Origin of the sequence: Micromonospora sp. WMMC241, from assembly GCF_027460165.1 — a bacterium.
Lineage (GTDB): Bacteria > Actinomycetota > Actinomycetes > Mycobacteriales > Micromonosporaceae > Micromonospora > Micromonospora humi.
Map to the genome: position 1 here is coordinate 5,653,687 of NZ_JAPZBF010000001.1, position 23,065 is coordinate 5,676,751.

The window sequence follows — 23,065 nt, forward strand, 5'->3', positions numbered from 1 at the left end:
GCTGACCGTAACCGGTCAGCGCGTCCCGGCGGCATCGGCCGCGCGGGCGGGAGCCCAGGTGTGAGAAGGGGCGCCGTCTATACCGGAGGCGTTAAGAGGGGGCCCTTCCTTTCACCTCAGGTGGAGGACGTCGCCGGCGGCCAGGCGGAGGGTTTCGCCGGAGGCCTCGACCAGCAGCTGCCCGTCCGGGTCGACGCCGGTCGCGGTGCCGTGCACCTCGCGACCGTCCGGCAGCAGCACCCGCACCCGGCGGCCGATCGTCGCGCAGCCGGCCAGGTAGGCGTCGCGCAGCCCGCTGGCCACCGCGTCGCCCCCGGCGTCGCGCCAACGCGCGTACCAGTCGGCGAGCGAGCGCAGCAGCGACCGCAGCAACGGATCCCGGTCGGTGGCGGTCGCGCCGGCCAGTTGGAGTGAGGTCGCCGGCAGGCCGGTCGGGTTCTCCGGCAGCTCGTCGGCGCGCAGGGTCACGTTCAGCCCGACGCCGACCACGATCGCGGGCGGCTGCCCCTCACCGTCGCCCGGCACCACCTCGGCCAGCACCCCGGCGCACTTCGCGCCGTCCACCAGCAGGTCGTTGGGCCACTTAAGCCGGGCGTCCAGCTCGGCCAGCAGGCGTACCGCCTCGACCAGCGCGACGCCGGCGAGCAGCGGCAGCCAGCCGTACCCGGTGACCGGCACCGGCGACCAGCCGCGCTCGGCGACCGCCTCGCCGGGCCGGAGCAGCACGCTGGCCGCGATGCCGGCGCGCGGCGGCGACTGCCAGACCCGCCCCCGCCGCCCCCGGCCGGCGCTCTGCCGCTCGGCGACCACCACCAGGCCCTCCGGCTCGCCGGCCCGGGCCGCGGCGACCACGTCGGCGTTCGTCGAGCCGGTCTCCGCCACCAGCTCCAACCGGTGCCAGGGCCCGTTGGGCGCGACCAGCGCGCGGCGCAGCCGGGCCGCCGACAGCGGCGGGCGATCCAGATCGGTGTACGGCGAGCCGGGCATCGGTCCAGCCTACGGCTCGGGTGAGGCGTACTGCACAACGTCACCCGCCTGAACCATCGTTATATTCCCTGGGTGACTACCGAGACCGGGATCAACATCCACACGACCGCCGGCAAGCTGGCGGACCTGGAGCGACGGCTCGACGAGGCGGTGCACGCCGGGTCGACGCGTGCGATCGAGAAGCAGCACGCGCGGGGCAAGAAGACCGCCCGGGAGCGGATCGACATGCTCCTCGACGAGGGTTCCTTCGTCGAGCTGGACGAATTCGCCCGGCACCGCTCCACCAACTTCGGGCTGGAGCGCACCCGCCCGTACGGCGACGGCGTGGTGACCGGCTACGGCACCGTGGACGGCCGGCAGGTCTGCGTCTTCGCGCAGGACTTCACCGTCTTCGGCGGCTCCCTCGGCGAGGTCTTCGGCGAGAAGATCGTCAAGCTGATGGACCTGGCCATGAAGATCGGCTGCCCGCTCGTCGGCATCAACGACTCCGGCGGCGCGCGGATCCAGGAGGGCGTCGCCTCGCTCGGCCTCTACGGCGAGATCTTCTTCCGCAACGTCCGGGCCAGCGGCGTCATCCCGCAGATCTCGCTGATCATGGGCCCGTGCGCGGGTGGCGCGGTCTACTCCCCGGCGGTCACCGACTTCACCGTGATGGTCGACCAGACCTCGCACATGTTCATCACCGGCCCCGACGTGATCAAGACGGTCACCGGCGAGGACGTCGGCATGGAGGAGCTGGGCGGCGCCCGCACCCACAACGCCCGCAGCGGCAACGCGCACTACCTCGGCACCGACGAGGAGGACGCGATCTCCTACGTGAAGGCGCTGCTGTCGTACCTGCCGTCGAACAACCTGGACGAGCCGGTCGTGTTCGACGCGCCGGCCGATCTGGCGGTCACCGACGACGACCGGGAGCTGGACACGCTGATCCCGGACTCGGCCAACCAGCCGTACGACATGCACCGGGTGATCGAGCACGTGCTCGACGACGGCGAGTTCCTGGAGGTGCAGCCGCTCTACGCGCAGAACATGGTGATCGGCTTCGGCCGGGTCGAGGGGCGCCCGGTGGGCGTGGTCGCCAACCAGCCGATGCAGTTCGCCGGCACGCTCGACATCGCCGCGTCGGAGAAGGCGGCCCGGTTCGTGCGCACCTGCGACGCGTTCAACGTGCCGGTGCTGACCTTCGTGGACGTGCCCGGCTTCCTGCCCGGCACCGGCCAGGAATGGGACGGCATCATCCGCCGCGGCGCCAAGCTCATCTACGCGTACGCCGAGGCCACCGTCCCGAAGGTCACCGTCATCACCCGTAAGGCGTACGGCGGCGCGTACGACGTGATGGGCTCCAAGCACCTCGGCGCGGACCTCAACTTCGCCTGGCCGACCGCGCAGATCGCGGTGATGGGCGCGCAGGGCGCGGTGAACATCCTCTACCGTGCCGAGCTGGCCGCCGCGGAGGACCCGGCGGCGGTGCGGGCCGAGAAGATCGCCGAGTACGAGGACACGCTCGCCAACCCGTACATCGCCGCCGAGCGCGGCTACGTCGACGGGGTGATCCCGCCGCACGAGACGCGGACCCAGATCGTGCGGGCGCTGCGGGTGCTGCGCACGAAGCGCGAGACGTTGCCGCCGAAGAAGCACGGCAACATCCCGCTCTAGGTGTAAGGAGGGGCCCCCTGTTAACGCCTCGCGTAGAGCAGGGGCCCCTTCTTAACATGGCCGGGTTCAGCAGCCCGGGTTGGCGGCGACGCACATCCGCTCGGCGGCAGCCCGGCCCATCTCCTGCAACTGCCGCACACTCGCCTCGGCGTCGGGGATGCCGGGGCGTAGCCGCCCCGCCGGCACCAGGACCGTCACCAGGTCACCGACCCGGACGACCAGCCGGTCCTCGAACCGGTTCGCACCGCCGTCCGCCGGTTGCTGCGGCACGGTCGTGGTGTGCCGCAGCACCACCGCCTGGTCGCCGGCGAAGCCGCTCGCGGCGACCGTCCAGCTGTGCACGACCTCGCCGGTGACCATCCCCCGCTCGGCGGGGACCTGCCCGGTGGTCCGCCAACCGCCGCAGGCGGCGACGGCCCGCTCCAGGTCACCGACGAACCGGCTGGCCGCCACGGACGGCATCCGGTAGACGTCCTGCGTGAGGGCCACTGTCGGCGTGGACGGCTGGGCCTCGGGGGGTGGATTCAGCATGGTCTGCGAGCGCGAGTAGCGGGAGCGCGGCTCCTGCGCCGGCAACCCCTGCGCGCGGGCGCAGACCTGGAGGAAGTCGTCGACCCGGACCGGCTCGTCGAGGTCCGTGTCGCTGAGCGTGTCGCCGGTCCGGACCGGGACGTCCGTCGGCTCCAGCATGGCCTCCACCGGGATCTCCGTGTTCCCGCCCGGCACGTCCGCGACGGGCGGCGGCGAGGCGCCGGTCCGATCCACGAACGTGGCGCCGAGCGCGGCGACCAGCATCACCGAGGCGGCGGCCAACGCGGCGGTACGCCGGCTGCGTCGCCGGGCCGTGGCCCGCAGCTCCGCCGGCTCCGCCCACCGGACGTCCCGCAGGTCCCGGTGCAGCACCTCCACGAGCGTGACGTCGTCAGGCATCTGCCGCCTCCTCCTGAAGATCCACCACGGCGAGCAGCCCGGCGAGCGCGGTCCGCCCCCGGGACAGCCGGGCCTTGACGGTGCCGACCGGCGCCTCGGTCTCCCGGGCCACCTCGGCGACCGGCATGCCGAGCAGGTAGTGCATCGCGATGGCGGTGCGTTGGGCCTCGGGCAGCCGGCGCAGCGCGGCGACCACGTCCATCGTCTCGGTGCTCGGCGCCGGCACGTCGGCCACCGCACCGTGCCGCAGGTAGGCGCGGGCCCGGCTGCGCAGGCTGCGCCACCGGCTCACCGCGATCCGGCTGGCCACCACCCGCACCCAGGCCTCCGGGTCGTCGTAGCCACGCACCGTCGACCACCGCTGCCAGGCCCGGATGTACGCCTCCTGCACGGCGTCCTGCGCCTCGGCCCGGTCGCCGGTGAGGACGTAGACGAACCCGAGCAGCCGTTGCCGGCTGCCCCGGTAGAAGTCGTCGAAGTCGTCACTGTCGGGCACTTTCACCTCCCGTGTTCGCCAGGGACACGCCTGGCGGCACGGTCCGGGTTGCCGGTCAGCCGACCATTTTCTCCAGCTCGCCCACACCGAAGGCGCCGGCCGGGATCCGGTCGCGGGCGGCCCGCCGCACGGCGGCCTGCACCGCCGCGTTGACCGGGGTGGGTACGCCGTGCTGCCGGCCGAGCAGCACGATCTCGCCGTTGAGGTGATCGGCCTCGGCCGAGCCGGCACCCCGGGCGAGGCTCTGCCAGGTGGACCCGCCGGACCGTGTCTCGCCGTCCACCGGCCGGTGCGACACCAGGTCGCCGCGTTCGGCGGCCTCCTCCTCGCGGGTGGTGTGCGGGATGCCCGCGGCGGCCAGCGCCGCCTCGCCCTCGGCGCGTACCCGCTGTGACAGGTGCTCGGGCACGTCCCGGCCGAGCAGCGCCTGGAGGCCGTTGCCGAGGTTGGCCAGCAACTTGCCGTACTTCCAGCGCATCACGTCGTCGCGGACCGGGGCGACGAAACCGGCGGCGGTCAGGTCGGCCGCGACGGCCCGGCTGGTGTCGTCGGCGCCGGACGGGTAACGCCCGAGGTGCAGCATGCCCGGATGCGGGTGCCCGTTCGCGACCACCACGCCCGGCTCCAGGTGGGTGGCGGGCAGCCACACGCACACCGGGTGCACCCGGGCGAAGAGCCGCAACGCGGCCGGCTCGTTCGCCACGCCGTTCTGGGCGAGCACGACCGGCAGCCGCTCGCCGGCCGTGCCGCCGCCCTCGACCGGCGCGTCCACCCAGCCGGCCAGCGCGGCGGCGGCGTCCTGCGACTTCACGGTGAGCACCAGCACGGTGTCGGCGGGCAACGGCGGACCGTCCGGCCCGGCCACCGCCGGCAGCCGGCCGGTCACCGTGCCGTCCGGCCGCCGCAGCGTCAACCCCCGCTCGCGCAGCGCGTCCAGGTGCGCGCCGCGGGCCACGAGCGTCACGTCCCGGCCGGCCTCGCCGAGGAGTACGCCGATGGTGCCGCCGACCGCGCCCGCCCCGATGATCACGTATCGCATCCGTCCGATTCTGCCTCGCCGGGCCGCGCGCCGCGCGGGGGCGCGTGCGTCAGGAACCGGCCAGCGCGTGCGCCGGCGCCATCCGACTCGCCCGCAGCGCCGGGTAGAGCCCGGCGAGCGCGCCGATGAGCACGGTCGCGCCGAGACCACCGGCGGTCGCCCAGGCCGGTACGACAGTGGGCCAGCCCTGGGTGAGCGCGTACCCGCCGGTGGCGAGCACGCCGAGCACGATCCCCCCGCCGCCGCCGATCCCGGCGAGGATCAGCGACTCGGTCAGGAACTGGGCCCGGATGTGCCCCCGGGTCGCGCCGAGGGAACGGCGCAACCCGATCTCGGTACGCCGCTCCAGCACCGAGATCACCATGGTGTTCGCCACGCCGACGCCGCCCACCAGCAGGGCGACCGCGCCCAGACCGAGCAGCAGCGCGGTCAACGCGTCGTCGGTGGCCTGTTTCGCGGCGAGCGCGTCGGAGGGCCGGGAGACGGCCACCTCGTTCGGCGCCCGCGGGTTGGCCGTCGCGCCGAGCACCGCCCGTACGGCGGCCACCTGGCTCTCCGCGGCCCGCGCGTAGACCGTGGTGGGGTGCCCGTCGAAGCCGGCGTACGTCTGGGCGGACTCCCACCCGATCAGCGCCGCGCTGTCCAGTTCGGGCGCGAGCGGCACCGGGTCGAGCACACCGACGACGGAGAACCACCGCCCGGCGAGCCAGACCCGGACACCGGGCGTGACGAGGTCCAGCCGGGTCGCGGCCCGGGAGCCCAGCACCACGGCGGGGTAGGCGCGGGTGGCCGGCGTCAACCACGAGCCGGTGTACATGGTGGCCCCGACGGTCTCCGGCAGGTCCTGGTGCGCGGCGAGCACGGAGATGCTGCCGGTCTGCCCGATCGGGACGTGGTCGTTGCGGTAGACGTACCCCTTGACCTGGCCCGTGGCCGCGACGGACTCGACCGGGCCGATCCGGCCGACCATCGCGGTGGCCTCCGCCGGCAGCTTGGCGTCCTCGCCGGAGACGGTCCGGCCGGGCATGACGGTCAGCAGGTTGGTGCCGAGCCGGTCCAGGGTCCGGTCGAGTTCGGCCCGGCTGGAGGTGGAGATGCCCACCACGGCGACCATCGCGCCGATCCCGATGGCGATGCCGAGCGCGGAGAGGAACACCCGCAGCGGGCGGGACCGCAGGCCGACCGCGCCGAGCCGGGCGATGTCGCCGAGCGCCAGCCGTCCCGGCCGGGGCGCGCGGCTCATCGCTGCGCCACCGGCACGTCGTCGCGCACGACGCGGCCGTCGAGCAGTTCCACCCGGCGGGGCAGCCGGCCGGCGACGGCCTGGTCGTGGGTGATCACCACGACCGTGGTGCCCGCCTCGTGCAGCTCGGTGAGCAGCTTCAGCACGCTGCCGCCGGAGACCGAGTCGAGGTTGCCGGTGGGCTCGTCGGCGAGCAGCAGCGCGGGTTCCCCGACGACCGCCCGGGCGATGGCCACCCGCTGGCGTTCCCCGCCGGACAGCTCGTGCGGCAGATGGTCCAGGCGGTGCGACAGGCCCACCCGCGCCAGCGCGTCCCCGGCCCGCCGCCGGCGCTGCCGGATCGGCACACCGGCGTAGAGCAGGCCGTCGGCGACGTTGTCCAGCACCGGGGTGCCGGGCGCGAGGTGGAACTGTTGGAAGACGAAGCCGATGGTGGTGGCCCGCAACGCGGACAACGCCCGGTCGGAGAGCCGCGCCACGTCGTGCCCGTCGATCCGGATCACCCCGGTGGACGGGCGGTCGAGCGTGCCGAGCAGGTGCAGCATGGTCGACTTGCCGGACCCGGACGGGCCGACGACCCCGACCAGCTCCCCGGCGTCGATCCGCAGGTCCACCCCGGCGAGCGCGGTCACCCCGCCCGGATACGTGCGGGACACCCCGTGCAACTCCACGAGCGCGCTCACTGCGGGATCCGCACGTTCACGCCGGCGTCCAGGCCGGCGCCGGTCACCTCGACCCGGCCGTCGGCGAACATGCCGGCCTCGACGGCCACCACCCGGCTGGACGTCCCGTCGACGACCTCCAGCCCGTACCCGCCCTCGGCGAGGGCGAGCAGCGCGCTGACCGGCACCGTGAGCACCCCCCGCCGTTCCTTGGCGACGCGGCGTACCTCGACCGCGCCCGGGTCGCCGGCCTGCAACGCCTTCTGGTCGGCGACCTGGACCGTCACCGGCACCCGGGCACCGGTGTCGCCGTCGCCGGCCGCGGGCGCGGCCGGTTCCGCCGCGGGCGCCGCCGGAGCGGCGTCGTCCCCCACGGTGCGCACGGTGCCGGGCACCGACCGCCCGTCCGGCAACGTGACGCTCACCTTCGCCCCGGGTACGGCCCAGGCGGCGTCGTCCTGCGCCACGGCCGCGGTGACCAACCGGTTCGTGCCGGTCCAGGTGAACACCTCGGCGGGTACGGTCGCGCCGACGCGGACCGAGTTCCGCGCGATCCGCACCGCGCCCGGCGCGTAGAGGAGCTGCCCCGGTTCGACCCGTCCGGTCTCCTCCCGGCCCAGGTCCCGCTGCCAACGCTTCACCGCGTTCGTGGTCGCCGACGAGAAGGTCTCGTCCACAGTGAAGCCGGAGTAGCCGAGCGCGCGCAGGTTGCGCTCGAACTGCTCGACGTCGCGGCCCTCCAGCGGGGCCGCCAGCGTGCGGTACATCGGCAGCGGGCCGTACATCAGCACGACCGGCTTCTCGTCGACCCGCAGCAGGCTCTGCCCGCGCTTGACCACCGTCCCGCCCGCCGCCAGCCAGGTGACCGTCCCGGTGGCCTCGGAGCGCACCGGGGTGGCCGTGCCGTAGCCGACAGTGCCGTCGAGAACCGTGTACTCCACCAGGTCGCCCCGGGTGACCGGGACGCTCCGGCCGGCCCGGGGATCCGGCGGGGGCGGGTCGTCCCCCCGGGTGCCCAGTCCCAGGGTCGCGGCGGCCGCCACGGCGAGGACCGCCGTGCCGGCCCCCGCCACCAGCCAGGTACGCATCCGTCGGCGTCGCCGCCGGCCGCCGACGGTCACCTCGTCCACCCCGCTCACCGTGCCCCCTCCGTCCACACCCGCCGGGCCGCGCCCGCTCAGCCGACGCCCGGCCCCGGGGTGGCGGGCACCCCGACGATCGATCCACAGGCCGCCGCGGCCCGCTTGGCGCCGGCGCTGCCGGAGTTCCAGAGCGGCTTGCCGTCCTCGGACTCGGGCTGGTAGCCGTCGGGACCCGGGTCGGGGAAGTCGGGCGCGCCCTTGGTCTGCATGCACCGCGCGTACTCGCGGGCCTTCTCGACCTCCTCGGGCGTGAGGGCCGGCTTGTCCTCCAGCCCCTGCGGGACGGGCGGGTTGAGGTCGTTGCACTTGACCTGCGCGGTACGGAACTTCGGGTCGGCCTTCACCGCCCGGGCGTCACCGCCGAACTCGATCCGGCCCTTGGCGTCCGGGTCGGAGACCTTGACGCCCTCCTCCCGCAGGCAGGCCACATACCTGCGGACACCCTCGACGTAGGCGGTGACCGCGTCTCCGCTGGCCACGGCCGACGGGGTGCCTCCCGCGGTGGCGATGGACGGCTCCTTCGCGTCGCCGCCGCACCCCGCGGTGACGAGCACCAGCGCCGCCGCGCCGAGCGCCGCGCTGACTGCTGTGGGAACCCGCACGATGCCATCTCCTTCTGGTCGGTCGGGTGAGCTGTCGACAGGCTAGGACGGGGCCTGTGAAGAACTCGTCAAGAAGCTGTGGGATCACCGTGCGGGTCGGCCCGGCGGGGTTCCCGCAGGCCACGCGGACGGGTCATGATGGCGGAGTTCTGCTGCCGGACGGGGGGAACCGTTGGTCGCGCGGATACTGGTCGCCGAGGACGACCGGAAACAGTCGGAGCTGCTCCGGGTCTACCTGGAGCACGAGGGCCACCACGTGCAGGTGGTGGCGGACGGCAAGGCCGCCCTGGAGCGGTGCCGGGGCAACCCGCCCGACCTGGTCATCCTGGACGTGATGATGCCGGTGGTCGACGGCCTGGACGTCTGCCGGATCCTGCGCGCCGAGTCCGACGTCCCGATCATGCTGCTCACCGCGCGCAGCACCGAGGACGACATGCTGCTCGGCCTGGACCTGGGCGCCGACGACTACGTCACCAAGCCCTACAGCCCTCGCGAGCTGGCCGCCCGGGTCCGGGTCCTGCTGCGCCGCGCGGGCCGGGCCGGCAGCGACGCGGAGGTGCTACGGGTCGGTGACCTGGTCGTCGACGTGGACCGGTTCGAGGTGCGGGTCGGCGGTCGGGTCGTGCCGCTCACCGCCAAGGAGTTCGGCATCCTGCGGACGCTGGCCGCCGAGCCGGGCCGCGTGTTCACCCGGGCGCAGATCATCGACCGGGCCTTCGGCTTCGACCGCTACATCGTGGAGCGGACGGTGGACGCGCACGTGATGAACCTGCGCCGCAAGATCGAGCGCGACCCGGCGGAGCCGGCGTACGTGCAGACCGTCTACGGGCGGGGCTACCGCATCCCGGAGCAACCACTGTGAGTTTCCGGCTCCGGGTGCTGCTGATGACGATGCTCATCGCGGTCACCGCCACGTCCGCCACCGCGTGGCTCACGCTGCGGCAGGCGTCGCGCGAGTTCACCGCCTCGGTCACCGCCGGCCAGGACGACATCGCCCTGATCACCTCCACGCTGGCCGGGCACGGCGGGCTCGGCACCTGGGACGGGGTGGCGGACCGCGTACGCGAGCTGGCCGGCCGCACCGGCGAGCGGATCCGGGTGGTCACCGAGACCGGCGCGGTGCTGGCCGACTCGGACCTGCTGGCCGGCCGGGCGGCCCGGGACACCGCGGGCCCGCCGACCCTGGTGGACCCTCGGCCGGTGGTGCGGTTGCCGGAGGGCGACTCGGTGCCGCGCCTGGCCGAGGACATGATGACCGCGATCGTGCAGTACCAGCGCGCGCTGCGCGACGCGGCGTGCCTGACCGCCGGCGGTGGGGCGGTCCGCGCGGAGCGCCCGCTGTTCGGCGTGCCCGTGCTGGTGGCCGCCGATCCGGACCGTCCGGTCTCGGTGAACTGCCGTAAGCGGGCCACCAAGCTCCGTCCCACCATGACGAGCGGGCAGATGGAGGGCCTGCTGCGGCCGTGCGTCAGCGGCGGCGCACGCTCGGCCGAGTGCCTGCAACGGGTCTTCATCGCGCAGACCGCGGCCTTCGCCCCGCAACCGGTGCAGGTCTACGTCGGCGCGCGCGACGAGGAGCCCCCGAAGCTGGCCGGGGACTCGATCACGGTGACGGCGGTGGTGGTGGCGGCCGCGGCGGTGGTGGTCGCGTTGCTGCTCAGTCGCCGGGTGCTGCGGCCGATCGCGGCGTTGACCCGGGCGTCCCGCCGGCTGGCCGCCGGTGACCTCGGCGACCGGGTCCGGGTACGCGGCGCCGACGAGCTCGCCGAGCTGGGCCGCACCTTCAACCAGATGGCGGATTCGCTCCAGCAGAGTGAGGAGCGCCAGCGGCGGATGGTCGCCGACGTGGCCCACGAGCTGCGTACCCCGCTGGCCAACCTGCGCGGTTACCTGGAGGCGCTGAAGGACGGGGTGTTGCCGGCCACGCCCGAGGTGCTCGCCTCGTTGCACGAGGAGGCGCTGCTCCAGCAGCGGATCGTCGACGACCTGCAGGACCTGGCGATGGCGGAGGCCGGGGCGATGACCCTGCACGTGGTCCGACTCGATCTGGCGGAGCTGGCGGAGACCTGTCGGGTCAGTCACGCCGCGCTCACCGAGGCGGCCGGTGTCACGCTGCGGGTGGACGCCCCACGGCCCCTGCACGTGCGGGGCGACCCCGACCGGCTGCGGCAGGTGCTCGGCAACCTCATCCGCAACGCGACCGCGGCCAGCCGGCCGGGCGGCACGATCACCCTGGTCGTCCGCCCCGCCGGCGGCGACGCCTCGATCAGTGTCGCCGACACCGGCACCGGCATCAGCCCGGCGGACCTGCCGCACCTCTTCGACAGGTTCTGGCGGGCCGATCACGCCCGGGGGCGGGAGTCCGGGGGCAGCGGCCTCGGGCTCGCGATCGCTCGGCAGATCGTCACCAACCACGGCGGCACCATCGTGGCGGCGAGCCGGCCCGACGTCGGCACCACCATGACGATCACGCTCCCGACCGACCGGCGGGACAGGGAGTGAGCCCGACCCCGACGACAGGACGGCCCGCCGGCGAGCCGGCGGGCCGTCTTCACGCTGTCAGATCACCGTGGTGAGCACCACGCTCCTGCGGGTCGGCCATGGCCATTGACGAACGAGCCGATCCCTGTGCGGCATCGGTGCGGGTGCGCACCGTCCGTCGAGCCCGTCGCGCCGCGGACGTCAGCCGGGCTCAGCGGTCCGGATCAGGATCCTTCCGCCGTCGACGGCGTCAGAAGCCGCAGTAGACGAAGCTTCCGCCGTCGCTCAGCAGGTCGTCACGGACCCAGCCCTGCACGCCCGTGGAGTTGTTCCGCAGGTAGGTCCAGGTGTAGCCGTCGTTGCCCACGGTGTAGCAGTGGTAGTCCAGCTGCTGCGTGTTGTAGGCGATGCCGTTGATGCCACACCCGGTGCTGGAACCGCTCCGCTCGCGGGCCGCGTCCGCCGACTTCGGCCAGCTGCTGCTGTCCTTGTCGCCGACCGTCTTGCCGCAGGCGGCGTGCGCCGAGGCCGAGGTCGCCGTGACGATCGGCGCGACCAGTACGGTCGCTGTCAGCGCGACCGCCCCGAGCGCCCCCCGTGTCGATGCTCGCATGTCCATCCTCCTTCAGGATGTTGGTGACGGAGCGAGTTGGTTCGCTCCCCGTGACGCGAACCTATCGACACTTTTCTTCGGCCGGCAACGTCAGGTAGTTGACAAACCACCCTGAGTCACGACTCAGTAATTCCAAAAATCGCGAAGCCACCTGCCGGTACAGATCGTTCTGCCGACCCGGAAATCGTCCGGGCCCCAGGTATAAGGGGCTGCGCGTCGACTCAGAAGGTGATACCGGCCCCGGCCAGGATCGGGCCGGCGAGCAACAACCCGCCGGCGACCAGGGCGCCGAGGGCGACCAGCAGGAAGAGCCCCACCCAACCCAGGGGCGGGACCGGCGTGAGCCGGCCGAGCTGGTCGGCGTCCGACTCCGGCATCCGGCCCCGGCTGCGCTGGCGTCGCAACTCGAAGACCGGCCGCACGCCGCCGAACAGCAGGAACCAGACCGAGGTCCAGGCGAACGCGGCCTGGACCTGCGGCGAGGTGTACCAGGAGACGGCGAGCACGACACCGCCGGTTACCAGCAGGGACAGCGCGCCGAACAGGTTGCGGATCAGCACCAGCATGGCCAGCAGCAGTGCCACCGCCAGCCAGAGCAGCAGCGTGATCCGGTTGCCGGCCAGCAGCCATGCGCCGCCGAGCCCGAGCAGCGACGGCGCGACGTAGCCGGCGAGCAGCGTGAGGATCATGCCGGGACCGCTGGGACGGCCGGCCGAGAGCGTCAGCCCGGAGGTGTCCGAGTGCAGCCGGATGCCGTGCAGCCGACGCCCGGTGAGCAGCGCCACCAGGGCGTGACCGCCCTCGTGCGCGATGGTCACCGCGTTGCGGGTGATCCGCCAGGGCACCCGGGTGGCGACCACGGCGAGCGCGACCACGGCGGTGAGCACCACCAGCAGCGGCGGCGGGTCCGGCTGGGCGCTCAGCAGCGTGTCCCAGAGCGTGGTGAGGCCGTCGATCAGGGGCATGGGCGGGGAGCCTACCGGCCCGAGTCGTGTCGTTCGACCGGCCGTGTCTCATAGAGTGTGAGACTGATCGGACGAGGCGCCCGAACGGAGGTGAGGTCGGTGAGCGCAGCTCCCTGGGAGCCGCCGAGGTCACGGCTGGAACCGTGGACGGAGGCCGACTATCTCGCACTGGGCCACAGCCACGACCGCATCGAACTGCTCGACGGGAGCCTGATCGTGAGTCCTGCTCCGAGCAAGAGGCATCAACTGGTGTCCTGGAATCTCGTGGACAGCCTGCGCCGAGCTGCCCGACCGCTCGGGCTGCTGGTGTTCGAAGCGGTCAACGTCCGGCTCGGTGTCGACCGCATGGTCATCCCCGACGTCGTCGTCGCCGACACCGACGACGAAGGCGCGGTGATCGAAGCGGGTGAGGTGCGATTGATCTGCGAAATCGTCTCGCCCGGCAACGCCGCCGCCGACCGGCTGGTCAAGATGCAGCTCTACGCGATCGCTCGCATCCCGTTCTACCTGCTGGTCGAGCAGGACGGGGACAGTCACTCGCTGCGGCTGCACCGGCTCGACGGGGGTCACTACGTCGAGGACGCGGTGGCGAAGGCCGGTGAGACGCTGAGCGTGACCGAGCCGTTCCGCTGGGCGATGGATCCGGCCACGCTCCGCTGAACGCAGTGAAAATTTCCTTGCGTCCTATTGCGATCTAGGGCACTAACCTCCAAAGATGGGCGTCAATCAGTTGACGTCCTCTGGAGGCACACCATGGCCCGTACCAGACTCTCCGTACGCCGGCTGCTCGCCGCCGGCCTGACCGTGGCCGCCACCGCGGCCGCGGCCCTCGTGGCGACCGCCGGACCGGCCGCCGCCGCCACCACCCCCGGCGTCGACGTCTCCCGCTACCAGGGCAGCATCAACTGGACCAGCGCGCGCAACGCCGGCATCCAGTTCGCCTTCATCAAGGCCACCGAGGGCACCAGCTACAAGGACCCGAACTTCAACACCAACTACGTGAACGCCTACAACGCCGGCGTGATCCGGGGCGCCTACCACTTCGCCCGGCCGAACATCTCCGCCGGCTCCACCCAGGCCGGCTACCTGGCCAGCAACGGCGGCGCCTGGTCGGCCGACAGCCGTACGCTGCCCGCCGCGCTGGACATCGAGGCCAACCCGTACAGCGGCGGCTACTGCTACGGCCTGAGCACCACCGGCATGCGCAACTGGATCCAGGACTTCCTCAACACCTACCGCTCCCGCACCGGCCGCTACGCGGTCATCTACACCACCACGAGCTGGTGGAACCAGTGCACCGGAAGCTGGACCGGCCCGTGGGCCAACCACCCGCTCTGGCTCGCCCGCTGGTCGAGCACGCCGGGCGCCCTGCCGGCCGGCGCCTCGGTGTGGAGCTTCTGGCAGTACACCAGCACCGGCAGCGTCTCCGGGATCAGCGGCAACGTCGACCGCAACTACTGGAACGGCGACCGGACCCGGCTGATCGCGCTGGCCAACAACACCTGACGGACGCGAACGGCAGCGGGACCGCTCCACGTCGTGGGGCGGTCCCGCTGCCGTTCGTACCGTCTGTTTGCGTCAGGCCCGGCGTCGCGCGGCGGTCGCCATGGGCACGGTCGCGGGTCGGCGGGTCCAACGCCACGCCGCGACCCCGGCGACGGTCAGGGTGAGCACACCGAGGACCGCGACCGGCGCGGACAGGCCGGCGGCGACCATCAGCAGGACGGCGTCGCCGAGCGCGACCAGCATCCACAGTGCCAGCCGGGGGCCGGTGTCCCTGTGTCGGTAACCCATGTCGCACCTCCTTCGTCGTCGGGGTGTTCATACCCCCGACTACGGAAAGTCATGCGAACCACTTTCGCGACGGCGGGACTCCCAGGATCAGTTCCGCCGGTCGGGCACGAAGCCCTTGGTGATGATCTCGAAGTTGGGAAGGTTGGCCTGCCAGTCCTTCGCCGGGACCTCCCAGCGCAGCGCGTAGCCCCGGTCGGTGGCCGTCGCCACGCCCCGGTTACGCACGTGGAACCGGACATTGCCGCTACGCGTCTCCAGCCAGTCCCAGTCGGCGCAGGTGCGGTAGTAGCCGTCGCACCTGGTGATGCTGAGGTACTTGTAGTTCCGGACGTAGTTGCGCCGGTTCGGCTCCTGGTCCTTCCAGTCCGCCTCGGCGTCCTTCTGCGGGCTGGACGTCCACTGCATGAACAGGACCCGGTTGGTGCCGCCGACCTCATAGAGCGTGACCTGGTTGCCCTTGGCCTTCGCCTGGAAGTTGTTCGGGATCGGCACCTTGAAGCCGTTCGAGCCGGTGTAGTACTTCCAGCCGGCCGGCAGCACGAACCCGGTCGGTGACGGGCTCGCCGAGGGCGTCGGACTGGCCGACGGGCTGGCCGACGAGGCCGCCGCGCTCGGCGAGGCGCTGGCGGTCGGCGCGGGCGGGCCCGCCGACGCCACCGAGGAACCGCCCGTCGGCTGGCCGCCGCCGTCGTCGTCGTCGCCGCCGTTCAGCAGCGGCACCGCCACCACCAGACCGACCAGCAGCACCAGCACCAGCGCGCCGATCAGCAGGTTGCGCCGGTTCGGCGCCGCCTTGGCACCCGGCAGCACCGTCGCCCGGCCGGTCGAGGAGGCGGGGCTGACCGGCACCGCGCTGACCGGGGCGGGACTGACCGGCGCGGAGTCGGACGGGGCCGGACCGACCGGCACCGGAGCGGAGCGCTGCGCCGGAGCGGCCGGGACCGGCTCACCGTCGAGCCGGGTCTCGTCGAGCGCCGGGGCGTCGTCGTCCACCCGGGTCTCGTCGACCGGCGGGTCGGCGTCGAGCTTGGTCGTCGGCTCGGCGACCGGAGGCGCCACCTTCGCGGTCGGGCCCGCGTCGGACGTGGGCGCCGGCACCTTCGCGGTCGGGTCGGCGGCCGCCGCCGTACCCCCGGTGACCGCGACCCCGGAAGCCCCGGTGGCCGCGCGTTCAACCTGGTCGTCGGCCGGACGCGGCGCCGGCACCAGCGGCGGACGCGGCGCGCGCGGGCCGTTCGGCCCCGGCCGGCGTACGCCGTCCAGCAACGAGATGCCCTTGACCCCCCGCCGGCCGCCGACCTTGCGCAGCATGCGTTCCGCCACCTCGGCGGTGATCCGCTCGTCCGGGTCCTTGCGCAGCAGACCCTGGAGCACCGGCTTGAGCGGCCCGGCGTTGCGCGGCGGCGGCATCGGCTCGGTGGCGAGCGCGGCCAGCGTGGCGATGGCCGACGGGCGCGCGTACGGCGACTTGCCCTCGACGGCGGCGTAGAGCGTGGCGCCCAACGACCAGAGGTCGGCCTCCGGCCCGGCCGTGCCGTCCCGCGCCCGCTCCGGCGAGATGTAGGCGGGCGAGCCCAGCACCATGCCGGTGCGGGTCACGTTCGGGTCGCCGGGGATGGTCGCCAGGCCGAAGTCGGTGAGCACCACCCGGCCGTCCTCGCCGAGCAGCACGTTGCCCGGCTTGACGTCGCGGTGCATGATGCCGGCCTTGTGCGCCGCCTTCAGCGCGCCCAGCACGCCGAGACCGATCTCGACCGCCTTGGCCACCGAGACCGGGCCGTCCTCGGCGATCGTGTCCTGCAACGACTTCGACGCGACGTATTCCATGACGATCCACGGGTCGCCGTCGGTGCGCAGCACGTCGAAGATGCGGACCACGTTGACGTTGTTGAGCCGGGCGATGGCCCGCGCTTCACGCAGCGAGCGTTCCCGCATCTCACGGCGCTCGTCGGGGGTGAGGCCGGGCGGCGGGACCAGCTCCTTGATGGCGACGTCGCGGTGCAGCACCTCGTCCCGCGCCTTCCAGACGCGGCCCATGCCGCCCTGACCGAGCGGCGTGAGGAGCCGGTATCGGTCAGCGACGAGTTGGGGAAGTGCGTTCGACATCGCAGAAACGGTACCCGGCCGCTCCGACGCGCACACCGCCGGCACGCCACTGTATGCCGAAGGTCGAGTTCGCGACGCGTACCCTTGGCCCATGTCTGCCGAAGAGCCGATGTTCCGGGTCGTCCGTGGCGTGCCCACCGCCGAGGAGCTGGCCGCTCTGGTCGGCGCGATCGTGGTCCGCACCCGGCCCGTCGCCGCCGCCGCACCGCCCGCCGTGTCGCGCTGGGCGCGCGGCGCCCGCCCGGCCGGCGCGATGTCCACCGCCGGTCCCGGCGCGTGGCGCGCCTCCGGCCTTCCCCGCTGAAACCTTCCCCGCGTACGCGAGCCGGGCTGGGGCTGCCGGGATCCGCGCGGAGCCATTAACCTCACTCAGGGAAACCGTGCGGTGACGGGCAGGGAGGTCCGATGATCCCGGAGGACAACCGGCCAGCCGGCTGGCTGCGTGACTACGGCGGCATCGAGGCCGACATCCGACAGATGAGGGAGTTCGCCGACCGACTCCAGGACGAGGTCACCCGCAACTACGCGCCCCACCTGTCCTACATCGCCGACGACATGAAGGCCCCGGTGCCCAACCCGGCCGACGCCTTCATCGAGCTGGTCCAGTTCCTCCAGGCCCACCACGAGACGCAGAAGGCCGCGGTCAGCGCCGTGTGGGACCTCGCGCCCGCCACCGGCCGGCTCGCCGACGCCGCCGGTCGCATCGCCGCCCACTACGACGACTCGGACGCCTTCTCCTCCGCCCGCGTCGCCGACGTCGAACGCGCGCTCGCCGCCCCCACCACCACCGTCGCGCGGCCCACCCCGCCGCTGGCCGACCCCACCGGCCCCGACCAGGGGCGGGTGGTCCTGCCGTGATCGAACGTGGCGGCGGACGCACCTCCGGGCTCACCGACTGGCGGCTGATGGACGTGCTCAGCATGTGGGCCTGCCTGCACGACCAGGACACCGCCGGCCAGTGGAAGCAGGTCGCCGGCTGGCGCAAGGTGTGCGACCTCGCCCTGGCGCACCTCGGCCGGCTGCGGGAATACCGTCGCGGGCTCGCCGAGGCGTGGCCGCCCGAGACCAACGCCGCCGCGCGGGCGTACGTCGGCGAACTCGACCAGCTCATCGACCGGGTGCAACGCACCCACGACGCGGCCGCCGCCAACTACGACGCGCTCGCCGCCGCCGCCCGCGCCATCGGCAGCGCCCGTGCCGAGCTGCAGCCGCTCTACGACGAGTACGCGGCCAAGCTGGGGCAGAAGCGGGCATACGAAGCGACGATCGCCGACCCGAAGGCGGTGGCGGGTAGCCGGCTGCCGGAACGGCCACCGGTCACGGACGCCGACCTGGAACAGTTGAACGTTCGGGCGCGCGGGTTGATGACAGGGCTGAGCGGCGAACTCCAGCTCGCCCAGGTCATGCTCCGCCAACCGCCTCCGAGATCAGTTCCAAGAATGGATGAGGTGCGCACCGGAGCTGATAGTCCTGCACCGATGATCCCTCCGGTGGTCCCAGTCCCGATCTCAACCATGCCTGCCGGCAAGCCAACTGACGCGCGGAAAGCGACACGGATACATCCAGCAGGTCCAACGCCTGGCCCTGGTCCAGTCCTCGGGGGCGCGGGCACTGCTCTCAACCCACCACCGCCGCCAGCCATGCCGGCGACTCCAGCGGCCGTCTCCGGTGGGCCATCAACGGTAGGAGCTAGCCCACTCCTCCCTCCATCGACGCGACCGCTCGGGCCGGCTCCAACGACGAGACCCATCCAACCCGGCGAGTCGATTCGTGGGGGCGTCAGCGGAGGTTCGGTTACTCCTGGAAATCCTCCCCGCTCAGCGCCATTCGGAGGTCTTATCGGAGGCGGCCCTCAATCAGGCATGCCGCAGCCTGTTGGCGGCTCCTCGCCTCGCCGGGTGAACCCGGTCGGCGGCGTCATCGGCGGTGGGGCAGCCGGAACTGCTCCTACTGGAGGAGCAGGTTCTCGACCAGGTGCTGGCCGCCAGTTTCAGCAGGGAAGCCTTTCAGGCCTTCACCCGCTCGGCGGCAGTCCTGCGTCCGCGGGGCCTGCCGGCCTCGGCCCATCGAGCCGCGCTGCGCAGCGCCGCAACCAGGAGTCCGCGCCAACCTGGGATCCCGACAATCCTTGGAGAACCGATGAGGGGGTTGATCCCGTAGTCCAGGCCCCTGACGATGACGGGCCAATCGACCCAGGGCCAGCCATCGGTTTTTCCCGGTGACGTCGTTGTGGGTCCACATTGCAGCGACGGCAATCTTATTCACTTCGGGAAGCGGCGCTGGATATGGTGCCTCGAACACAGATGTCATATCCAGCGGACGTCAGTGGCACCTGAACTATCTGCGGGCAATCGATGCTCATGCCATAAGTCAAGGTGAGGGAGTTCTCGTCGCCGTCCCTGATAGCGGCGTCGAGCAGCACCCCGACCTGTCCGAAAATCTGGTGCCTGGCACCGATGTCATTCCTGGCGGATCCGGCAACGGTATGAACGACCAGGACGGACACGGCACTGGGATGGCTGGACTGATTGCCGCCTACAGCAGAGATTCGACATACGGCGCGCTCGGCATCGCACCAAAGGCAAAGGTTTTGCCAATTTATGTGTCACCCGCGCACCAGGAAGGCACCTCTCAGGCGCTCGCAGAAGGCGTCGATTATGCAGTCTCCCGCCACGCCCAGGTAATCAGCATCTCAGCGACCGGTGGCGCTGACACTCAACTGCAACGTGCCATCAGGTCCGCCATCAACGCGAATGTAGTTGTTGTGGCTGCCGCAGGAAACATAAGCAAGTCTCCATTCGTTGGCTATCCAGCGAGCGAACCTGGCGTCATCGCTGTTGGCGGCTCTGACCAACGCGGAAACCACGCTGCCATCTCAGCTAGAGGTCCGGAGATAGACGTCGTCGCGCCCGCAGTCGACATCTACAGCACGGGCCTCAACGGGGGCTATCGAGTCGGCACCGGCACCTCGGACGCCACCGCGATCGTGGCCGGGGCCGCTGCCTTGATCCGCTCCAAGTATCCCCACCTCCCCGCCGCCGAGGTCGCGCACCGGCTCACCGCGACCGCCATCGACAAGGGCCCACCGGGCCGGGACGACGAGTACGGCTACGGGGTCATCGACTTGGTCGCCGCGCTCACCGCCGACGTACCCCCGATCGGTTTCGAGTCGACCGGCGTCACCGCGCCGGCGTCGACGGCGACCGGGCCCAGCGGCGACGACGGTGGTGGCACGGCTCGGGGCCTCGCGACCCTCGGTGTACTGCTGGCGGCCGGCGGCGGTTATCTGGTGTGGCGTCGTCGTCGACGTGCCGGCGACCCGCCGCCGAGGATCAGCCGGTAGCGTCGGCAGGGTGTCGACCTCCGTGCCGTTGCGCCTCGTCCTGGCCTCGCAGAGTCCTGCCCGCCGCAAGCTGCTCCAGGCCGCGGGCATCGAGCCCGACGTGCTGGTCAGCGGCGTCGACGAGTCGCAGGTGGTCAGTGACCGGGCCGAGGATCTGTGTCTGGAGCTGGCGCGGCTGAAGGCGCAGGCCGTGCTCGGCCGGCTGCGTCCGGCCGGGGACGAGCGCACGCTGGTGCTCGGGTGCGACTCGGTGCTCGCGTTCGACGGGGAGATCCTGGGCAAGCCGACCGACGCGGCCGACGCCACCCGGCGTTGGCAGCGGATGCGGGGGCGCAGCGGCGTCCTGCACACCGGGCACTGCCTGATCGACGTGACGCACGAGGCCCGCGCGGAGGCGGTCGCGTCGACCACCGTGCACTTCGCCGATGTCACCGACGAGGAGATCGCCGCCTACGTGGCGACGGGCGAGCCGCTGGCGGTGGCTGGCGCGTTCACCATCGACGGGCTGGGCGGCGCGTTCCTGACCGGCATCGAGGGTGACCCGGGCACGGTGGTGGGGCTGTCCCTGCCGCTGCTGCGCCGGCTCCTCGGCGAGTTGGAGCTGCGCGTCGTCGACCTGTGGACGAAGGTCGCGCCGGGGGGCCAGGAGATCGAGCATCTCGGCTAACGTCCGGGCATGACCACGAAGCCGTTGCCGCTGACCCCGGAACTGCACGCCTACCTGGTGGCCCACGGATCCACCCCGGACGAGGTCGTCCGGGAGTTGGCCGAGGAGACCCGGGCGGCCCTGCCGGCCGAGGCAGACATGCAGGTCGCGCCGGAGCAGGCGGCGTTCCTCACCTTCCTGACCCGGCTGCTGGGCGTCCGGCAGGCGGTGGAGGTGGGCACGTTCACCGGCCTGTCCTCGCTGGCCATCGCCCGCGGGCTGGCCGAGGGCGGCCGGTTGACCTGCTTCGACATCTCCGAGGAGTACACCGGCGTCGCCCGCCGCTACTGGGCTCGGGCGGGCGTCCAGGACCGGATCGAGTTGCGCATCGGGCCGGCCGCGGAGACGCTGCGGGAGCTGCCCCGGGAGCGTCACCTCGACTTCGCGTTCATCGACGCGGACAAGGTCGGCTACCCGGTCTACTGGGACGAGTTGGTGCCGCGGATGCGTCCCGGCGGGGTCGTCGCGGTCGACAACACGCTGCGCGCCGGCCGGGTGCTCGCCCCGCGCAACGCCGACGACCGGGCCATCGCCGCCTTCAACGACGAGGTTCTCGCGGACGTCCGCGTCGAGGCGGTCATGCTGCCGATCGCCGACGGGGTCACGCTCGCCCGGGTGCGCTGAGCCGGTTCGGCGAGGTGGCGGCATCCGGTGGGCGCGGACCCCGCCACCTCGCCGAGGTGGAGTCGATCAGGCCAGCGCGCGGCCCAGCCGCACGGTCAGCAGCACGGCCACCGCGATGAACGCGGGCAACAGCAGGAAGGCCGCGTGCGGTCCGACGCCGTCGGCCACCCGGCCGAGCGCGACCGGCGCGATCCCGAAACCGACAGCCATCGAGTACGACGACCAGCCCGCCGCCCGATCGGCGGCCCCACCGGCCACCGCGAGCGCGATGGAGATCGCCAGCGGGTAGTGCAGGGCGTTGCCCAGGCCGAGCACGACCAGACCGGTGACCGCGAGCCAGCCGACCGGGCTCGCCCAGAACAGCGTGAACCCGGCCAGTGAGACGGTGAGCGCGCCGAGCAGCAGCGGCACCGGAGGCCAGCGCAACGCGGCCCGGCCGCCGGCGAGCCGGCCGGCGAACATGCCGCACACGATCGCCGCGACGGCGGCCGACGCGCCGCCGGCGCTCAGCCCGGCGTGGGTCCGGAGCACGTCGGCGGTCCACAGCGACAGGCAGACCTCGATCGACCCGGTGACCGACATCAACACCCAGGCGATCCAGTACGCCCGCGGCAGCCGCCCCGAACCCGCCGGGGAGCCGGGATCGTGGCCGCTTCCCGTTCTGCGACCCGAACGCGAACCGTCCCCGATCTCGCGCTGCCCGGCACCTGGTCGCGCGGCATCGGAGCCAGCCGACGCCCCGGCGGCACCCGCACCGGCTGATCCGGCTTCCACACCCGGACCGGCAGGCACGGAGGCGCCACCCGGACCAGCAGGCACGGGAACGACACCCGGACCAGCAGGCACGGGAACGACACCCGGACCAGCAGGCACGGGAACGACACCCGGACCAGCAGGCACGGGAACGACACCCGGACCAGCAGGCACGGGAACGACCACCGGACCAGCAGGCACGGGAACGACCACCGGACCGCTGGGCGCGGAGACGACACCCGGACCGGCAGGCGCGGGGACGGCCGCTGGGGCCACGGTGGGTTGGGCGGCAGCCGCGGCAGCGGGGGCGCCCTTCGGTCGGCGTACCCGAAAGGTCATGGCAGTGAGCGCGAGAAGCGTGATCAGCCCGACCTCGACGGCCATCACCGGCCGCCAACCGAGGCCGGCGTCGACGGTGGCGCCGATGGTCAACGGCGCCAGGATGCCCATGCCGGCGCAGGCCGCGTTGGCCTCGGTGAGCGCGGCGGGGGCGGCGGGGCCGTGTCGGGCGGTGAGCACCACGTTGACGCCGCTGATCACCATCATGCCGAAGGTGGCGACGACCGCGACGGCGGCGATGGTGGCGGGCAGCGGGCGGAGCAGGCCGAGCGCGGTGACGCCGGCGGCCACGCCGGCCAGGCCGAGCCAGACGGCGGGGCCGCGGCCGAAGCGGCGGGCGACCGGGGCGAAGAGCGCGCCGCCGGCCAGGGCGCCGACCGCGATGCCGGTGCTGTGCAGGCCGGCCACCGCGGCGCTGGTGCCCTGTTCGTCGCGGAGCAGGGGTACGACGGGGCCGAACCCGTAGAGGAAGAAGCCCCAGAGGCCCAGCTGGGCGTAGGTCAACCAGGTGGTCCGGTCACGGGTGAGGCGGGGCACCGGCCCGACGCTACGCGCGCACGACCGACGCCCCGCCTTGAGTGAGA

Annotated in this window: 23 protein-coding genes; 10 read left to right on the top strand and 13 right to left on the bottom strand. The window is 72.8% G+C overall.

The annotated features are described in order from the left end of the window. Window positions 1-111: 111 nt before the first annotated feature. Window positions 112-987: a biotin--[acetyl-CoA-carboxylase] ligase gene (locus O7598_RS25470; protein ID WP_269693786.1), complete on the bottom strand. Its 876-nt coding sequence runs from the start codon at window positions 985-987 to the stop codon at window positions 112-114. 72 nt (window positions 988-1,059) lie between these two features. On the opposite strand from O7598_RS25470, the gene O7598_RS25475 reads away from it, so the two are divergent. Further along, window positions 1,060-2,643, top strand: a complete 1,584-nt coding sequence (locus tag O7598_RS25475; RefSeq protein ID WP_269693787.1) for an acyl-CoA carboxylase subunit beta — start codon at window positions 1,060-1,062, stop codon at window positions 2,641-2,643. A 66-nt stretch (window positions 2,644-2,709) separates the two neighbouring features. Here the strand turns inward: O7598_RS25475 and O7598_RS25480 are convergent, their stop codons facing one another. The 7 genes from O7598_RS25480 to O7598_RS25510 are packed head-to-tail and all read right to left on the bottom strand — an operon-like array spanning window position 2,710 to window position 8,757. Beyond that, entirely contained in the window at window positions 2,710-3,573 is an 864-nt protein-coding gene (locus O7598_RS25480) for a hypothetical protein (protein WP_269693788.1), read from the bottom strand. Then, window positions 3,566-4,069 (bottom strand): RNA polymerase sigma factor, encoded by a 504-nt coding sequence (locus O7598_RS25485; protein WP_091060821.1) that lies wholly within the window; start codon window positions 4,067-4,069, stop codon window positions 3,566-3,568. Before O7598_RS25485 ends, O7598_RS25480 begins: the two co-directional genes overlap by 8 nt. A gap of 55 nt (window positions 4,070-4,124) precedes the next feature. Beyond that, the gene (locus tag O7598_RS25490; RefSeq protein WP_269693789.1) at window positions 4,125-5,108 is read right to left on the bottom strand and encodes a ketopantoate reductase family protein; all 984 of its coding nucleotides are present in this window, start codon (window positions 5,106-5,108) and stop codon (window positions 4,125-4,127) included. 49 nt (window positions 5,109-5,157) lie between these two features. Further along, a complete protein-coding gene (locus O7598_RS25495) occupies window positions 5,158-6,351 on the bottom strand; it encodes an ABC transporter permease (protein WP_269693790.1) in 1,194 nt (397 codons plus the stop codon). Continuing rightward, window positions 6,348-7,034 carry an ABC transporter ATP-binding protein gene (locus O7598_RS25500; protein WP_091060832.1) on the bottom strand — a complete coding sequence of 229 codons (687 nt, stop codon included), beginning with the start codon at window positions 7,032-7,034 and terminating at the stop codon, window positions 6,348-6,350. Before O7598_RS25500 ends, O7598_RS25495 begins: the two co-directional genes overlap by 4 nt. Next, complete coding sequence (locus O7598_RS25505; protein ID WP_269693791.1) at window positions 7,031-8,152, bottom strand: peptidoglycan-binding protein; 1,122 nt, start codon at window positions 8,150-8,152, stop codon at window positions 7,031-7,033. Before O7598_RS25505 ends, O7598_RS25500 begins: the two co-directional genes overlap by 4 nt. A 38-nt stretch (window positions 8,153-8,190) precedes the next feature. Beyond that, window positions 8,191-8,757 (bottom strand): hypothetical protein, encoded by a 567-nt coding sequence (locus O7598_RS25510; protein WP_217628599.1) that lies wholly within the window; start codon window positions 8,755-8,757, stop codon window positions 8,191-8,193. Window positions 8,758-8,929: 172 nt separating this feature from the next. Between O7598_RS25510 and O7598_RS25515 the strand changes: the two genes are divergently transcribed. After that, a complete protein-coding gene (locus tag O7598_RS25515; RefSeq protein ID WP_269693792.1) occupies window positions 8,930-9,619 on the top strand; it encodes a response regulator transcription factor in 690 nt (229 codons plus the stop codon). Continuing rightward, window positions 9,616-11,259, top strand: coding sequence for a sensor histidine kinase (locus O7598_RS25520; RefSeq protein WP_269693793.1), 1,644 nt, complete (start codon window positions 9,616-9,618; stop codon window positions 11,257-11,259). The genes O7598_RS25515 and O7598_RS25520 overlap by 4 nt, the downstream gene beginning before the upstream one ends. A gap of 229 nt (window positions 11,260-11,488) precedes the next feature. Here the strand turns inward: O7598_RS25520 and O7598_RS25525 are convergent, their stop codons facing one another. Next, entirely contained in the window at window positions 11,489-11,851 is a 363-nt protein-coding gene (locus tag O7598_RS25525; RefSeq protein WP_217628600.1) for a hypothetical protein, read from the bottom strand. 221 nt (window positions 11,852-12,072) lie between these two features. Then, a complete protein-coding gene (locus O7598_RS25530) occupies window positions 12,073-12,816 on the bottom strand; it encodes a M50 family metallopeptidase (protein WP_269693794.1) in 744 nt (247 codons plus the stop codon). A gap of 99 nt (window positions 12,817-12,915) precedes the next feature. On the opposite strand from O7598_RS25530, the gene O7598_RS25535 reads away from it, so the two are divergent. Continuing rightward, window positions 12,916-13,476, top strand: coding sequence for a Uma2 family endonuclease (locus O7598_RS25535; protein WP_269693795.1), 561 nt, complete (start codon window positions 12,916-12,918; stop codon window positions 13,474-13,476). 93 nt (window positions 13,477-13,569) lie between these two features. Next, the gene (locus O7598_RS25540; RefSeq protein ID WP_269693796.1) at window positions 13,570-14,322 is read left to right on the top strand and encodes a GH25 family lysozyme; all 753 of its coding nucleotides are present in this window, start codon (window positions 13,570-13,572) and stop codon (window positions 14,320-14,322) included. A 72-nt stretch (window positions 14,323-14,394) separates the two neighbouring features. Here the strand turns inward: O7598_RS25540 and O7598_RS25545 are convergent, their stop codons facing one another. Together O7598_RS25545 and O7598_RS25550 are read right to left on the bottom strand one after the other, a co-directional pair. Continuing rightward, the gene (locus O7598_RS25545; RefSeq protein ID WP_269693797.1) at window positions 14,395-14,610 is read right to left on the bottom strand and encodes a hypothetical protein; all 216 of its coding nucleotides are present in this window, start codon (window positions 14,608-14,610) and stop codon (window positions 14,395-14,397) included. Between the two features lie 87 nt (window positions 14,611-14,697). Beyond that, window positions 14,698-16,716 carry a serine/threonine-protein kinase gene (locus O7598_RS25550; protein ID WP_269693798.1) on the bottom strand — a complete coding sequence of 673 codons (2,019 nt, stop codon included), beginning with the start codon at window positions 16,714-16,716 and terminating at the stop codon, window positions 14,698-14,700. 91 nt (window positions 16,717-16,807) lie between these two features. On the opposite strand from O7598_RS25550, the gene O7598_RS25555 reads away from it, so the two are divergent. The 5 genes from O7598_RS25555 (at window position 16,808) to O7598_RS25580 (ending at window position 21,389) form a co-directional block, all read left to right on the top strand. Further along, window positions 16,808-17,020 (top strand): acyl-CoA carboxylase subunit epsilon, encoded by a 213-nt coding sequence (locus O7598_RS25555; RefSeq protein WP_269693799.1) that lies wholly within the window; start codon window positions 16,808-16,810, stop codon window positions 17,018-17,020. Window positions 17,021-17,121: 101 nt separating this feature from the next. Then, on the top strand, window positions 17,122-17,574 hold the full coding sequence (locus O7598_RS25560; RefSeq protein ID WP_269693800.1) for a hypothetical protein: 453 nt from the start codon (window positions 17,122-17,124) through the stop codon (window positions 17,572-17,574). A 1,360-nt stretch (window positions 17,575-18,934) separates the two neighbouring features. Continuing rightward, entirely contained in the window at window positions 18,935-20,059 is a 1,125-nt protein-coding gene (locus O7598_RS25570; RefSeq protein ID WP_442929893.1) for a S8 family serine peptidase, read from the top strand. Between the two features lie 10 nt (window positions 20,060-20,069). Beyond that, entirely contained in the window at window positions 20,070-20,726 is a 657-nt protein-coding gene (locus O7598_RS25575) for a Maf family protein (RefSeq protein WP_269693801.1), read from the top strand. Window positions 20,727-20,735: 9 nt separating this feature from the next. Continuing rightward, window positions 20,736-21,389 (top strand): O-methyltransferase, encoded by a 654-nt coding sequence (locus tag O7598_RS25580; RefSeq protein WP_269693802.1) that lies wholly within the window; start codon window positions 20,736-20,738, stop codon window positions 21,387-21,389. Between the two features lie 66 nt (window positions 21,390-21,455). On the opposite strand, the gene O7598_RS25585 is transcribed toward O7598_RS25580, so the two are convergent. Further along, window positions 21,456-23,018: an MFS transporter gene (locus O7598_RS25585; RefSeq protein ID WP_269693803.1), complete on the bottom strand. Its 1,563-nt coding sequence runs from the start codon at window positions 23,016-23,018 to the stop codon at window positions 21,456-21,458. Window positions 23,019-23,065 lie beyond the last annotated feature (47 nt).

Bases quoted from the DNA above. Each gene is read 5' to 3' on its own strand.
- O7598_RS25490 (WP_269693789.1), bottom strand. From the start codon at position 5,108: ATGCGATACGTGATCATCGGGGCGGGCGCGGTCGGCGGCACCATCGGC.
- O7598_RS25550 (WP_269693798.1), bottom strand. From the start codon at position 16,716: ATGTCGAACGCACTTCCCCAACTCGTCGCTGACCGATACCGGCTCCTC.
- O7598_RS25580 (WP_269693802.1), top strand. From the start codon at position 20,736: ATGACCACGAAGCCGTTGCCGCTGACCCCGGAACTGCACGCCTACCTG.
- O7598_RS25555 (WP_269693799.1), top strand. From the start codon at position 16,808: ATGTCTGCCGAAGAGCCGATGTTCCGGGTCGTCCGTGGCGTGCCCACC.
- O7598_RS25495 (WP_269693790.1), bottom strand. From the start codon at position 6,351: ATGAGCCGCGCGCCCCGGCCGGGACGGCTGGCGCTCGGCGACATCGCC.
- O7598_RS25540 (WP_269693796.1), top strand. From the start codon at position 13,570: ATGGCCCGTACCAGACTCTCCGTACGCCGGCTGCTCGCCGCCGGCCTG.
- O7598_RS25470 (WP_269693786.1), bottom strand. From the start codon at position 987: ATGCCCGGCTCGCCGTACACCGATCTGGATCGCCCGCCGCTGTCGGCG.
- O7598_RS25545 (WP_269693797.1), bottom strand. From the start codon at position 14,610: ATGGGTTACCGACACAGGGACACCGGCCCCCGGCTGGCACTGTGGATG.
- O7598_RS25480 (WP_269693788.1), bottom strand. From the start codon at position 3,573: ATGCCTGACGACGTCACGCTCGTGGAGGTGCTGCACCGGGACCTGCGG.
- O7598_RS25560 (WP_269693800.1), top strand. From the start codon at position 17,122: ATGATCCCGGAGGACAACCGGCCAGCCGGCTGGCTGCGTGACTACGGC.
- O7598_RS25525 (WP_217628600.1), bottom strand. From the start codon at position 11,851: ATGCGAGCATCGACACGGGGGGCGCTCGGGGCGGTCGCGCTGACAGCG.
- O7598_RS25530 (WP_269693794.1), bottom strand. From the start codon at position 12,816: ATGCCCCTGATCGACGGCCTCACCACGCTCTGGGACACGCTGCTGAGC.